13 protein-coding genes and 1 pseudogene are annotated in these 12206 nt (G+C 57.4%); 13 read left to right on the top strand and 1 reads right to left on the bottom strand.

Annotation, left to right across the window (positions count from 1 at the left end; translation table 11 throughout):
* Positions 1–20 precede the first annotated feature (20 nt).
* The 4 genes from yajC (at position 21) to ACQR3R_RS15320 (ending at position 3883) form a co-directional block, all read left to right on the top strand.
* The gene (gene yajC / locus ACQR3R_RS15335; RefSeq protein ID WP_053214538.1) at positions 21–356 is read left to right on the top strand and encodes a preprotein translocase subunit YajC; all 336 of its coding nucleotides are present in this window, start codon (positions 21–23) and stop codon (positions 354–356) included.
* A gap of 63 nt (positions 357–419) precedes the next feature.
* Positions 420–2288 carry a protein translocase subunit SecD gene (gene secD / locus ACQR3R_RS15330; RefSeq protein WP_428273124.1) on the top strand — a complete coding sequence of 623 codons (1869 nt, stop codon included), beginning with the start codon at positions 420–422 and terminating at the stop codon, positions 2286–2288.
* A gap of 9 nt (positions 2289–2297) precedes the next feature.
* On the top strand, positions 2298–3212 hold the full coding sequence (gene secF / locus ACQR3R_RS15325) for a protein translocase subunit SecF (RefSeq protein ID WP_428273123.1): 915 nt from the start codon (positions 2298–2300) through the stop codon (positions 3210–3212).
* 122 nt (positions 3213–3334) lie between these two features.
* The gene (locus tag ACQR3R_RS15320) at positions 3335–3883 is read left to right on the top strand and encodes a glycine zipper 2TM domain-containing protein (protein ID WP_428273122.1); all 549 of its coding nucleotides are present in this window, start codon (positions 3335–3337) and stop codon (positions 3881–3883) included.
* Positions 3884–4131: 248 nt separating this feature from the next.
* Here the strand turns inward: ACQR3R_RS15320 and suhB are convergent, their stop codons facing one another.
* Positions 4132–4950, bottom strand: coding sequence for a type III secretion system regulator SuhB (gene suhB, locus ACQR3R_RS15315; RefSeq protein ID WP_008070994.1), 819 nt, complete (start codon positions 4948–4950; stop codon positions 4132–4134).
* A gap of 146 nt (positions 4951–5096) precedes the next feature.
* On the opposite strand from suhB, the gene trmJ reads away from it, so the two are divergent.
* From trmJ to fdx, 9 genes and pseudogenes are all read left to right on the top strand, one after another.
* Positions 5097–5867, top strand: coding sequence for a tRNA (cytosine(32)/uridine(32)-2'-O)-methyltransferase TrmJ (trmJ, locus tag ACQR3R_RS15310; RefSeq protein WP_428273121.1), 771 nt, complete (start codon positions 5097–5099; stop codon positions 5865–5867).
* Positions 5867–6391 (top strand): annotated as a pseudogene (cysE, locus tag ACQR3R_RS15305) (serine O-acetyltransferase); the annotation flags it as partial. The gene trmJ and the pseudogene cysE, both read left to right, overlap by 1 nt.
* Before the next feature lie 431 nt (positions 6392–6822).
* On the top strand, positions 6823–7314 hold the full coding sequence (gene iscR, locus ACQR3R_RS15300) for a Fe-S cluster assembly transcriptional regulator IscR (RefSeq protein ID WP_038362955.1): 492 nt from the start codon (positions 6823–6825) through the stop codon (positions 7312–7314).
* 50 nt (positions 7315–7364) lie between these two features.
* Positions 7365–8579, top strand: a complete 1215-nt coding sequence (locus tag ACQR3R_RS15295) for an IscS subfamily cysteine desulfurase (RefSeq protein ID WP_428273120.1) — start codon at positions 7365–7367, stop codon at positions 8577–8579.
* An 82-nt stretch (positions 8580–8661) separates the two neighbouring features.
* Positions 8662–9048, top strand: a complete 387-nt coding sequence (gene iscU / locus ACQR3R_RS15290) for a Fe-S cluster assembly scaffold IscU (RefSeq protein ID WP_003443374.1) — start codon at positions 8662–8664, stop codon at positions 9046–9048.
* 34 nt (positions 9049–9082) lie between these two features.
* A complete protein-coding gene (iscA, locus tag ACQR3R_RS15285) occupies positions 9083–9406 on the top strand; it encodes an iron-sulfur cluster assembly protein IscA (RefSeq protein ID WP_054045385.1) in 324 nt (107 codons plus the stop codon).
* Complete coding sequence (hscB, locus tag ACQR3R_RS15280; protein ID WP_428273119.1) at positions 9376–9936, top strand: co-chaperone HscB; 561 nt, start codon at positions 9376–9378, stop codon at positions 9934–9936. Before iscA ends, hscB begins: the two co-directional genes overlap by 31 nt.
* Positions 9937–9987: 51 nt before the next feature.
* The gene (hscA, locus tag ACQR3R_RS15275) at positions 9988–11853 is read left to right on the top strand and encodes a Fe-S protein assembly chaperone HscA (protein WP_428273118.1); all 1866 of its coding nucleotides are present in this window, start codon (positions 9988–9990) and stop codon (positions 11851–11853) included.
* Positions 11853–12194 (top strand): ISC system 2Fe-2S type ferredoxin, encoded by a 342-nt coding sequence (gene fdx / locus ACQR3R_RS15270; RefSeq protein ID WP_428273117.1) that lies wholly within the window; start codon positions 11853–11855, stop codon positions 12192–12194. The genes hscA and fdx overlap by 1 nt, the downstream gene beginning before the upstream one ends.
* Positions 12195–12206: the final 12 nt, after the last annotated feature.

The following is a 12206-nucleotide window of genomic DNA, read 5'->3' as shown; positions in this document are numbered from 1 at the left end:
ATTTGCAACTGGAGTGCTAAATGAGCTTTTTTATCTCTAATGCCATGGCTGACGCTGCTGCACCTGCTGCAGGCCCAATGGGCGGCGGCTTTGAGTGGATTTTCCTGGTCGGTTTCCTGGTCATCTTCTACCTGATGATCTGGCGTCCACAGGCCAAGCGCGCCAAAGAGCAGAAGAACCTGCTGGGCAGCCTGCAAAAAGGTGACGAAGTTGTGACCACCGGTGGTATCGCCGGCAAGATCACTAAAGTAGCCGACGATTTCGTTGTTCTGGAAGTTTCCGACACCGTCGAAATGAAGTTCCAGAAAGGCGCCATCGCCGCCACGCTGCCAAAAGGCACGCTGAAAGCGATCTAAGTTTCAACTTCTACTCAATCGACGGGGCGCGCAAGGCGCCCCGCGTCATAAGCGGGCGGCGTGATGCTGAACAAATACCCTCTGTGGAAATACATTCTGATCCTGGCGGTGCTGGCGGTCGGTCTGATTTATTCCGCTCCCAATCTTTATCCTGATGACCCGGCCATTCAGGTCAGCGGTGCAAGCACTGCGCTGTTGGTCAATCAGGCTGATCTGGATCGTGTGAGCACTGCGCTCAAGGAATCCGGGATCAACGTCAAGGCTGCCACACTGGCGGCTAACGGTAAGGGTGGTCTGATTCGTCTGACCAAGGCTGAAGATCAGCTGCCTGCCAAGGACGTCGTGCGCAAGGCATTGGGTGATGACTACGTCGTTGCACTGAACCTGGCACAAACCACCCCGCAGTGGCTGCGCAGCCTTGGCGCGCACCCGATGAAGCTGGGTCTGGACTTGTCCGGTGGTGTGCACTTCCTGCTCGAAGTGGACATGGACAAAGCCCTCGACGCACGTTTGAAAGTGTACGAAGGCGACGTCAAAAGCCTGTTGCGTAAAGAGAAACTGCGCTATCGCAGCCTGCCGCAACTCAACGGTGCCATTCAGCTGGGTTTCAGTGATGAAGCTTCCCGCGAACAGGCCCGTGCTCTGATCCGCAAAAACTTCAATGATTTCGACATTGTTCCGGCCGACCTCAATGGTCAGGCGGTACTGCGTCTGGCGATGACCCCGGCGAAGCTGGCGGAAATCCGCGAATACTCCATCAAGCAGAACTTGACCACGGTTCGTAACCGCGTCAACGAACTGGGTGTTGCCGAGCCAATCGTTCAGCGCCAGGGTGCCAACCGCATCGTGGTTGAACTGCCGGGCGTGCAAGACACCGCAGAAGCCAAGCGTATTCTGGGCAAGACAGCCAACCTTGAGTTCCGTCTGGCTGCCGAGCCTGGTGCTTCGAAAGCCACTTCCGAAACTTTCGAGTTCCGTGAAGGCAATCGTCCGCCAGCACAGATCGAGCGTGGCCTGATCATCACGGGTGACCAGGTGACGGACGCCAAGGCTGGCTTCGGCGAGCACGGTACGCCAGAAGTGAACATTCGTCTGGATGGTCATGGTGGCGAACTGATGAGTCGTGCGACTCGCAGCAACGTCGGTCGCAGCATGGCGGTTATCTTCATCGAGCAGCGCCCTGTCACCACCTACACCAAGCAAGTGGTCGACGGCGTCGAGAAAGATGTACCGGTTCAAACGTTCAAAGAAGAGAAGAGAATCATCAGCCTGGCGACTATCCAGTCGCCGCTCGGTGCTCAATTCCGCATTACCGGCCTGAATGGCCAGGGCGAATCGTCCGAACTGGCGCTGCTGTTGCGTGCCGGTGGTCTGGCCGCACCGATGTACTTCGCTGAAGAGCGCACCATTGGTCCAAGCCTGGGTGCTGACAACATCACCAAGGGTATCGATGCATCGCTGTGGGGCATGCTGTTTGTGTCGCTGTTCATCATCGCCATCTACCGCTTCTTCGGCATCATCGCCACGGTCGCGCTGGCCGTGAACATGGTGCTGCTGTTGGCTTTGATGTCGCTGCTGGGTGCAACACTGACCCTGCCAGGTATTGCCGGTATCGTCTTGACCATGGGTATGGCGGTCGATGCCAACGTGCTGATCTTCTCGCGGATTCGCGAAGAGATCGCCGCCGGCATGACCGTGCAGCGTGCAATCAACGAAGGCTTCGGCCGGGCATTCACCGCGATTCTCGACGCCAACCTGACAACACTGTTGGTAGGCGGGATTCTCTTTGCGATGGGCACCGGCCCGGTCAAAGGCTTCGCAGTGACCATGTCCCTCGGGATCTTTACCTCGATGTTCACGGCCATCATGGTGACCCGCGCGATGGTCAACCTGATCTTCGGCGGTCGTGACTTCAAGAAGTTGTGGATTTAAGGGGCTGCCATGTTACGTACAATCAACTTCATGGGCGTTCGCAACGTTGCGTTCGGCATCACATTGCTGCTTACGGTGCTGGCCATATTCAGCGTCTTGCACAAGGGTATGAACTGGGGCCTGGACTTTACCGGAGGTACGCTCATCGAGCTGACCTACGAGCGTCCGGCTGACGTCACCAAGGTGCGTGAGCAGCTGGTTTCGTCGGGTTATCACGAAGCCATTGTGCAGAGTTTCGGTGCGACTACCGATTTGCTGGTGCGTATGCCAGGTGAAGACCCGCAACTGGGCCACCAGGTGGCTGAAGCCTTGAAAAAGGTCGGCGGCGACAACCCGGCTGAGGTCAAGCGTGTCGAATTCGTTGGCCCACAGGTAGGTGAAGAACTGCGCGACCAGGGCGGCCTCGGCATGCTGATGGCGCTGGGCGGCATCCTGATTTACCTGGCTTTCCGCTTTCAGTGGAAGTTTGCGGTCGGCGCGATCGTATCGTTGATTCACGACGTGATCGTGACGGTGGGCATCCTGTCGTTCTTCCAGATCACCTTCGACCTGACGGTTCTGGCGGCGGTACTGGCGATCATCGGTTACTCGCTCAACGACACCATCGTGGTATTCGACCGGGTTCGTGAGAACTTCCGTGTGCTGCGCAAGGCAAGCCTGATCGAGAACATCAACATCTCGACTACGCAAACCCTGTTGCGGACCATGGCGACGTCGATCTCCACGTTGCTGGCGATCTCGGCATTGTTGTTCTTCGGTGGTGACAACCTGTTCGGCTTCTCCATTGCGCTGTTTATCGGTGTTCTGGCGGGTACGTACTCGTCTATCTACATCGCTAACGTGGTGCTGATCTGGCTGAACCTGAACAGCGAGGATCTGATTCCTCCTGCAGCCACCGAGAAGGAAATCGACGACCGTCCATAACGGTAATCGCTTTTCCAGCTGTCGGCCGAAAAGGCGCGAGTATTGAACTCGCGCCTTTTTTTATGCTCCAAGGCTGGGAGAAGCGCGGGCATTGACCCGCATGTGATGGTCAGGAGGTTCATGTGAACAAGTCGTTGCTGGTTGGTGCGGTATTGGGTGCTGTCGGTGTTACTGCCGGGGGTGCTGTTGCCACCTACAGCCTGGTTAAAAGCGGCCCTGAGTATGCGCAAGTACTAGCCGTTGAACCGGTCAAAACACAGATCAAGACGCCACGTGAAGTTTGCAAGGATGTTGCTGTAACCCGTCAGGCGCCGGTCAAGGATCAGCATCAGATCCTCGGTACGGTTCTGGGGGCGGTGGGCGGTGGTCTGCTCGGCAATCAGATTGGCGGCGGTACAGGCAAGAAGATTGCTACTGTCGCGGGTGCGGTTGGCGGTGGATACGCGGGCAACAAGGTGCAAGAAGGTATGCAGAATCGCGATACCTACACCACGACTCAAACTCGCTGTAACACCGTAAATGACATCAGCGATAAGGTTGTTGGTTACGACGTTCGTTATTCGCTGGATGGTAAAGAAGGCAAAGTGCGGATGGATCGCGATCCGGGTAACCAGATTCCGGTCGATAAGGAAGGTAAGCTGATTCTGTCGCAGAATCAGCCGGGCCAGTAATTAGCCTGGATTCAAAAACAAGCACCCTGCGGGGTGCTTTTTTTGTACCTGGAATACATATCCCACCACCAATCCCCTGTGGGGGCGAGCCTGCTCGCGAAGCGTCATCACATCCAGCAGTGATGGTGGCTGGTACACCGCATCCGCGAGCAAGCTTGCTACAAAATTTGGTTTTTGGTGTTCTTGGGGGCTAATTACAGGCATAAAAAAAGCACCCGCAAAGGGTGCTTTTTGGGGGGGGGGCTCGCTTAGCGTTTCAGCGAAGCCGGCAGGTGCGGCTGGATGGCCGTCAGTACTGCTTTGAAGCACTTGGTGTTGCCGGCAACGATGTGGCCTTTCTCAAGGAAATCGTGACCGCCGGTGAAGTCGCTCACCAAGCCGCCAGCTTCCTGAATCAGCAGGGCGCCTGCAGCCATGTCCCACTCGGACAGGCCCGATTCCCAGAATGCATCGAAACGACCGGCAGCCACGTAGGCCAGGTCCAGGCTTGCCGAGCCCGCACGGCGGATGCCGGCGGTTTGGCCAACCAGAGCGCGGAACATGCCCAGGTAGTTGTCGAGGTTGTCCATTTGGTCGTCACGGAACGGGAAGCCAGTACCCAACAGGGCGCCGTCCAGGCTGGTGCGGCCGCTAACGCGCAGACGACGACCATTCAATTGAGCTCCGCGACCACGGCTGGCGGTGAATTCTTCCTGGCGAACCGGGTCCAGCACAACGGCATGTTCCAGGCGGCCACGGTATTTGCAGGCAATGCTGACCGCAAAGTGAGGGATGCCGCGCAGGAAGTTGGTGGTGCCATCCAGTGGGTCGATGATCCACAGGTACTCTTCGCCTTCGATACCGCTACCGGCGTGCATGCCGGTTTCTTCACCCATGATCGAGTGATTCGGGTAGGCCTTGCGCAGTGCGTCGATGATTTTCTGTTCGGCGGCGCGATCAACCTCGGAGACGTAATCCTTGGCGTCTTTTTCGTCGACCTTGATGGTATCCAGGCGCTCGATGGAGCGGAAGATCAATTCACTGGCGCTGCGGGCGGCGCGCAGCGCGATATTCAGCATGGGCTGCATGGATGTGTCACCTAAGGTTGTTAAAGAAAGCCGGGCATTCTATCAGAAAGTTTCTGCAGGTGAAGGTCGGTGTTCGCTTTCATAGCTTAACGGTAGTAGGAACTGTAAGATTCGGCTCCCCAATTCTGTGTTCGAGATCGCCTCCCGTGCTGCAAAACATTCGTGTCGTCCTGGTCAATACCAGTCACCCCGGAAATATCGGCGGGGCTGCGCGTGCCATGAAGAACATGGGCCTGTCGCGGCTGGTGCTGGTCGAACCGCGGTTGTTTCCGCACCACGAGGCTGATGCCCGTGCGTCTGGCGCCGGGGATGTCCTTGAAAACGCCCAAGTCGTCGCCACGTTGGAAGATGCCCTGGTCGGCTGCAATCTGGTGCTCGGCACCAGTGCCCGCGACCGGCGTATTCCCTGGCCACTGCTCGATCCCCGCGAATGCGGTGTGAAAGTGGTCGAGGAAGCCGCACAAGGTGCTGAGATAGCTTTGGTCTTTGGTCGTGAAGATTCCGGCCTGACCAATGAAGAGCTGCAGCGATGTCATTATCACGTGCATATACCATCAGACCCGGAGTTCAGTTCGCTGAATCTTGGGGCTGCGGTGCAGGTGCTGGGCTATGAAGTGCGGATGTCTTGGCTGGCTGCCCAAGGCCAGCCTAGCAAGGTCGAAAAGGATGAAGTGGCGTCCACCAAAAGCGGTGAGCTGGCGACCATGGATGAGCTGGAGCGATTCTATGAGCACCTGGAGCAAACGCTGGTGGCCATCGAGTTCCTCGACCCTGAAAAGCCAAGGCACTTGATGGCTCGCCTGCGCCGGTTGTACGGACGCAGCTCGGTTAGCCGGGCAGAAATGAATATATTGCGTGGCATCCTCACGGAAACCCAAAAAGCGGCCCGTGGCGAGCTTCTTAAGCGGAAGGATTAATGATGTTCGAGCGTTTGCGTGAAGATATCCAGAGCGTATTCCACCGAGACCCGGCGGCGCGTAACGCTTTTGAAGTACTGACTTGCTATCCGGGCATGCACGCCATCTGGATCCATCGTCTGTCCTCGATGCTGTGGCGAGCAGACCTGAAATGGCTGGCGCGCCTGGTGTCGAACTTTGGGCGCTGGCTGACCGGGATAGAGATTCACCCGGGGGCAAAGGTCGGTCGTCGGTTCTTTATCGACCACGGCATGGGCATCGTCATCGGTGAAACTGCAGAGATCGGCAACGACGTCACCCTTTATCAAGGTGTAACACTGGGCGGCACCAGTTGGAACAAGGGCAAGCGTCATCCGACGCTCGAAGATGGCGTAGTGGTCGGTGCGGGCGCCAAGGTGCTTGGGCCGTTCACGGTCGGTGCGGGTGCAAAAGTGGGCTCCAACGCGGTCGTCACCAAAGCTGTGCCGCCAGGTGCAACGGTGGTGGGGATTCCAGGGCGAATCATCGTCAAGTCCGATGATCAGCAAGATGCCAAACGCAAGGCGATGGCCGAGAAAATTGGCTTCGATGCCTACGGCGTCGGCGAAGACATGCCTGATCCGGTTGCGAGAGCTATCGGCCAATTGCTTGATCATCTGCAAGCGGTTGATGGTCGGCTTGAAGGCATGTGTGGGGCGCTGAAGGATTTGGGCAGCAGTTATTGCGCCAAAGATCTGCCAGAGCTGCGCGAAGAGGATTTTGCCTGTGTGAAGGACAAGGACGAGACCAGGGCTGGCTGAATCGGCACACTCGGTAAGGGTGATGGCGTGCAATTGCTGGTGGTAAGCCGCCAGCATTTGTTATGATGCGCGCGCTCTTTTGCGGGTAAACCTGACTAAAGTACTAGGTCTTATAGTTGACTTAAATACTCGGGAATTGCATACTCGCTCCATTCTGAACTCCGTGGTAATTGTCCATGCGACTGACTACAAAAGGCCGATACGCAGTGACCGCCATGCTTGATCTGGCGTTGCACGCGCAGCACGGGCCGGTGTCCCTGGCCGATATCTCCGAGCGCCAAGGCATCTCCCTGTCCTACCTCGAACAGCTCTTCGCCAAATTGCGTCGCAGTAATCTGGTCTCCAGTGTCCGTGGTCCGGGCGGCGGCTACCAGTTGTCGCGCGAGATGCAGGGCATACAGGTTGCTCAGGTGATCGATGCGGTCAATGAATCGGTCGATGCCACCAAGTGCCAGGGCCAGGGTGATTGCCATTCTGGTGACACCTGCCTGACGCACCACTTGTGGTGCGATCTGAGCCTGCAGATTCACGAGTTTCTCAGCGGTATCAGCTTGGCTGATCTTGTTACTCGCCGTGAGGTACAAGAAGTAGCCCAGCGTCAGGACCAGCGCCGTTGCAATAGCAAGGCGCCGCGCCTGGACAAGATTGAAGCGTCCGCCGTCGAATGACAGCCAAAGAGCTAGCGGCACGCCAGCCAGCCTGATTTAGGAGATAGTCCATGAAATTGCCGATTTACCTTGATTACTCTGCGACCACCCCGGTTGATCCGCGTGTTGCGCAAAAAATGAGTGAATGCCTGCTGGTTGACGGAAACTTCGGTAACCCGGCGTCCCGTTCCCACGTGTTCGGCTGGAAGGCTGAAGAGTCTGTCGAAAACGCTCGCCGTCAGGTCGCTGATCTGGTCAACGCCGATCCGCGTGAAATCGTCTGGACCTCGGGCGCCACAGAATCCGACAACCTGGCAATCAAGGGCGCGGCGCATTTCTACGCGACCAAAGGCAAGCACCTGATTACCTCCAAGATTGAGCACAAGGCTGTCCTGGACACCATGCGCCAACTGGAGCGTGAAGGGTTCGAAGTCACTTACATCGAACCTACGGAAGATGGCCTGGTAACGCCTGCGATGGTCGAGTCCGCATTGCGCGACGACACCATCCTGGTCTCGCTGATGCACGTTAACAACGAAATCGGCACCATCAATGACATCGCCGCCATCGGTGAACTGACCCGTTCCAAGGGCATTCTGTTCCACGTTGACGCTGCTCAGTCCACTGGCAAGGTCGACATCGACCTGTCGAAGCTGAAAGTCGACATGATGTCGTTCTCTGCACACAAAACCTACGGCCCTAAAGGCATCGGCGCGCTGTACGTCAGCCGCAAGCCGCGTGTGCGCATTGAAGCGACCATGCATGGCGGCGGTCACGAACGTGGCATGCGTTCGGGTACTTTGGCGACTCACCAGATCGTCGGTATGGGCGAAGCGTTCCGTGTGGCCAAGGAAGACATGGCTGCCGAGAATGTTCGGATCAAAGCGCTGAGCGACCGTTTCTTCAAGCAGGTCGAAGGCCTGGAAGAGCTGTATATCAACGGCAGCATGACTGCTCGCGTTCCGCACAACCTGAACCTCAGTTTCAACTACGTTGAAGGCGAGTCGCTGATCATGGCGCTCAAGGACCTGGCGGTTTCGTCCGGTTCGGCATGCACTTCGGCATCGCTTGAGCCTTCGTATGTACTGCGCGCCCTGGGCCGCAACGACGAGCTGGCACACAGCTCGATTCGCTTCACCTTCGGCCGTTTCACTACCGAAGAAGAAATCGACTACGCCGCGCAGAAAGTTTGCGAGGCCGTTACCAAGCTGCGCACTTTGTCGCCGCTGTGGGACATGTACAAAGACGGTGTCGACATTTCGAAAATCGAGTGGGCGGCACACTGATTTCAAGTCGCCGCAAACCAGCCCTGTCATCTCTGGTTTCAGGGCTCAAGAGCGACTCTCTGATGAGTGAGGATTAAGAATCATGGCTTACAGCGAAAAGGTCATCGACCACTACGAGAACCCGCGCAACGTCGGCAAGATGGACGCGGAAGACCCAGATGTCGGCACCGGCATGGTCGGCGCTCCGGCGTGCGGCGACGTGATGCGTCTGCAGATCAAGGTCAACGAGCAAGGCATCATCGAAGACGCCAAGTTCAAGACCTACGGTTGCGGTTCGGCTATCGCCTCCAGCTCTCTGGCTACCGAGTGGATGAAAGGCAAAACTCTGGATGAAGCAGAGACCATCAAGAACACTCAACTGGCTGAAGAACTGGCATTGCCGCCGGTAAAAATTCACTGCTCCGTACTTGCTGAAGACGCTATCAAAGCGGCCGTTCGCGATTACAAGCAGAAGAAAGGCTTGATCTGAATTTCAAGTTTTGGCGACGAGTAAGGAGTCACCGATGGCTATCAGCATGACAGAAGCGGCTGCTCAACACGTGCGACGCTCCCTCAACGGGCGCGGCAAAGGTGAAGGGATTCGTCTGGGTGTTCGCACCACAGGCTGTTCCGGCCTTGCCTACGTGCTGGAGTTTGTCGACGAGGTGGTTGCAGAAGACCAGGTGTTCGAGAGTCACGGCGAAAAAGTGATCATCGACCCGAAAAGTCTCTCTTACCTTGACGGTACCGAGCTCGATTTCGTCAAGGAAGGGTTGAACGAAGGCTTCAAGTTCAACAACCCCAACGTACGCGGTGAATGTGGCTGCGGCGAAAGCTTCAACATCTGAGGCTTGTCGTGGGTACTCCTTGTCATTTCGCTTTATTTGAACTGCAGCCGAGCTTCAATCTGGATCTCGATCAGTTGGCCACGCGCTATCGAGAGTTGGCGCGCGGTGTTCATCCGGACCGCTTTGCTGACGCCTCCGTGCGCGAGCAGCGGCTGGCGCTAGAGCAATCCGCGAGCCTCAACGAGGCCTACCAGACGCTCAAAAATCCCCCGAAGCGCGCGCGATATCTGCTCGCCATGGGTGGTCGCGAGTTGCCACTGGAGGTCACGGTGCATGATCCGGAGTTTCTTCTGCAGCAGATGGAATTGCGTGAAGAGCTCGAAGACCTGCAAGACAGCGCCGACCTGGCGGGCGTCGCAGTGTTCAAGCGCCGCCTCAAGAAGGCGCAGGATGAACTGAACGAAAGCTTCGCAGCCTGCTGGGATGATGCCGCGCAACGCGAACAGGCCGAGCGCCTGATGCGGCGCATGCAGTTCCTCGACAAGCTCACCTACGAAGTGCGCCAGTTAGAAGAGCGCCTCGACGATTAACCCAGTGCCGCTCCGGTCGCACGCCTGATATACAGATAAGACCTGATTACGATGGCCCTACTGCAGATCGCCGAACCCGGCCAAAGTCCTCAACCGCACCAGCGTCGTCTGGCTGTGGGGATTGACTTGGGTACTACCAATTCGCTGGTCGCTGCGTTGCGCAGCGGTCTTTGTGAGCCTATAGCCGATGCTGATGGGCAGGTTATTCTGCCGTCGGCTGTGCGTTATCACGCCGATCGCGTCGAAGTTGGCGAATCGGCCAAACTGGCTGCCGCTACCGACCCTTTGAACACTGTGCTGTCAGTCAAGCGCTTGATGGGTCGTGGTCTGTCCGACGTCAAGCAACTGGGTGATCAGTTACCGTATCGCTTTGTCGGCGGCGAATCACACATGCCGTTCATCGGCACCATTCAAGGCCCGAAAAGCCCGGTTGAAGTTTCTGCCGATATCCTGAAGGTGCTGCGTCAGCGTGCTGAAGACGCGTTGGGTGGCGAACTGGTGGGCGCGGTGATCACCGTGCCGGCCTACTTCGATGACGCTCAACGTCAAGCGACCAAGGACGCCGCCAAGCTTGCTGGCCTGAATGTGCTTCGTTTGCTCAATGAGCCGACTGCGGCCGCCGTAGCGTATGGGCTGGATCAGCATGCGGAAGGTCTTGTCGCCATTTACGATCTGGGCGGCGGTACGTTCGATATTTCGATATTGCGCCTGACTGGCGGTGTATTTGAGGTGCTTGCGACCGGTGGCGACAGTGCATTGGGTGGCGATGACTTTGACCATGCAATCGCTGGCTGGATCATTGAGAGCGCCGGCCTGTCGGCAGATCTGGATCCGGGTACGCAGCGCCATCTGCTGCAAACTGCGTGTGCTGCAAAAGAAGCCCTGACCAATGCTGCGTCCGTCGAAGTTGCTTATGGCGACTGGAAGGCTGAGCTGACCCGCGAGGCCTTTAATGCGCTGATCGAACCTATGGTTGCTCGCAGCCTCAAGGCTTGCCGGCGTGCCGTGCGTGATTCCGGCGTCGAACTGGAAGAAGTGCATGCGGTGGTCATGGTCGGCGGCTCGACTCGGGTGCCTCGCGTTCGCCAGGCAGTTGCAGAAGCCTTTGGTCGTGAGCCATTGACTGAAATCGACCCGGATCAAGTGGTGGCCATCGGTGCTGCGATCCAGGCTGATACGCTGGCTGGCAACAAGCGCGATGGTGGCGAATTGCTGTTGCTTGACGTGATTCCGTTGTCCTTGGGGCTGGAAACCATGGGCGGCCTGATGGAGAAGGTGATTCCGCGTAACACAACCATCCCCGTTGCCCGCGCCCAGGATTTCACCACTTACAAAGATGGCCAGTCGGCCATGGCTATTCATGTATTGCAAGGCGAGCGTGAGCTGATCAGTGATTGCCGCTCGCTGGCGCGTTTTGAATTGCGCGGCATACCTGCAATGGTGGCTGGCGCGGCGAAGATTCGAGTGACCTTCCAGGTCGATGCCGATGGTCTGCTTAGTGTTTCCGCTCGTGAGCTGGGTTCGGGCGTTGAGGCCAGCATCCAGGTCAAGCCATCTTATGGTCTGACTGATGGCGAGATCGCCAAGATGCTCAAGGAATCGTTCCAGCACGCCAACGACGACAAGGTTGCCCGCGTTTTGCGTGAGCAGCAGGTCGATGCCCAGCGCCTGATCGAAGCGGTGCAGGGCGCTCTGGAGGCTGATGGCGAGCGTCTGCTCGACGCCGAAGAGCGCATGGTCATCGACCTGCAAGTGCAGGAACTCACCGAACTGATGAAAGGCACTGATGGTTATGCCATCGAGCAGCAGACCAAGCGTCTGTCGCAAGTGACCGACGCTTTTGCTGCCCGCCGAATGGATCTGACGGTGAAAGCCGCTCTGTCGGGGCGCAATCTGAATGAAATCGAGGATATCTGATGCCGCAGGTCATTTTTCTGCCCCACGAGAAGTTCTGCCCTGATGGCATGGTGGTCGAGGCTGCGCCCGGCACATCGATTCTCGAACTGGCCCACGAACACCACATCGAGATGGAAAGCGCTTGCGGCGGCGTCTGCGCCTGCACCACTTGTCACTGCATCATCCGTGAAGGTTTCGACTCGATGGAAGAGGCTGACGAGTTGGAGGAAGACTTCCTTGATCGTGCCTGGGGCCTGGAAGCGCAATCGCGCCTGGCGTGTCAGGCTATCGTTGGTGAAGAAGACATTACCGTTGAAATTCCGAAATACTCGCTCAACCATGCAGCCGAAGCGCCGCACTGATTCAGGAATTGT

The organism is Gordonia sp. IEGM753 (assembly GCF_050321825.1).
Taxonomy (GTDB): Bacteria; Pseudomonadota; Gammaproteobacteria; order Pseudomonadales; family Pseudomonadaceae; genus Aquipseudomonas.
Note: the sequence above shows the minus strand (reverse complement) of the source record. Positions and strands in the feature narration are given on the sequence as shown.

Excerpts from the sequence above, each read along its gene's own strand:
- yajC (WP_053214538.1), top strand. The coding sequence starts at position 21 with ATGAGCTTTTTTATCTCTAATGCCATGGCTGACGCTGCTGCACCTGCT.
- secD (WP_428273124.1), top strand. The coding sequence starts at position 420 with ATGCTGAACAAATACCCTCTGTGGAAATACATTCTGATCCTGGCGGTG.
- secF (WP_428273123.1), top strand. The coding sequence starts at position 2,298 with ATGTTACGTACAATCAACTTCATGGGCGTTCGCAACGTTGCGTTCGGC.
- suhB (WP_008070994.1), bottom strand. The coding sequence starts at position 4,950 with ATGCAGCCCATGCTGAATATCGCGCTGCGCGCCGCCCGCAGCGCCAGT.
- iscR (WP_038362955.1), top strand. The coding sequence starts at position 6,823 with ATGCGACTGACTACAAAAGGCCGATACGCAGTGACCGCCATGCTTGAT.
- ACQR3R_RS15295 (WP_428273120.1), top strand. The coding sequence starts at position 7,365 with ATGAAATTGCCGATTTACCTTGATTACTCTGCGACCACCCCGGTTGAT.
- iscU (WP_003443374.1), top strand. The coding sequence starts at position 8,662 with ATGGCTTACAGCGAAAAGGTCATCGACCACTACGAGAACCCGCGCAAC.
- iscA (WP_054045385.1), top strand. The coding sequence starts at position 9,083 with ATGGCTATCAGCATGACAGAAGCGGCTGCTCAACACGTGCGACGCTCC.
- hscB (WP_428273119.1), top strand. The coding sequence starts at position 9,376 with ATGTGGCTGCGGCGAAAGCTTCAACATCTGAGGCTTGTCGTGGGTACT.
- hscA (WP_428273118.1), top strand. The coding sequence starts at position 9,988 with ATGGCCCTACTGCAGATCGCCGAACCCGGCCAAAGTCCTCAACCGCAC.
- fdx (WP_428273117.1), top strand. The coding sequence starts at position 11,853 with ATGCCGCAGGTCATTTTTCTGCCCCACGAGAAGTTCTGCCCTGATGGC.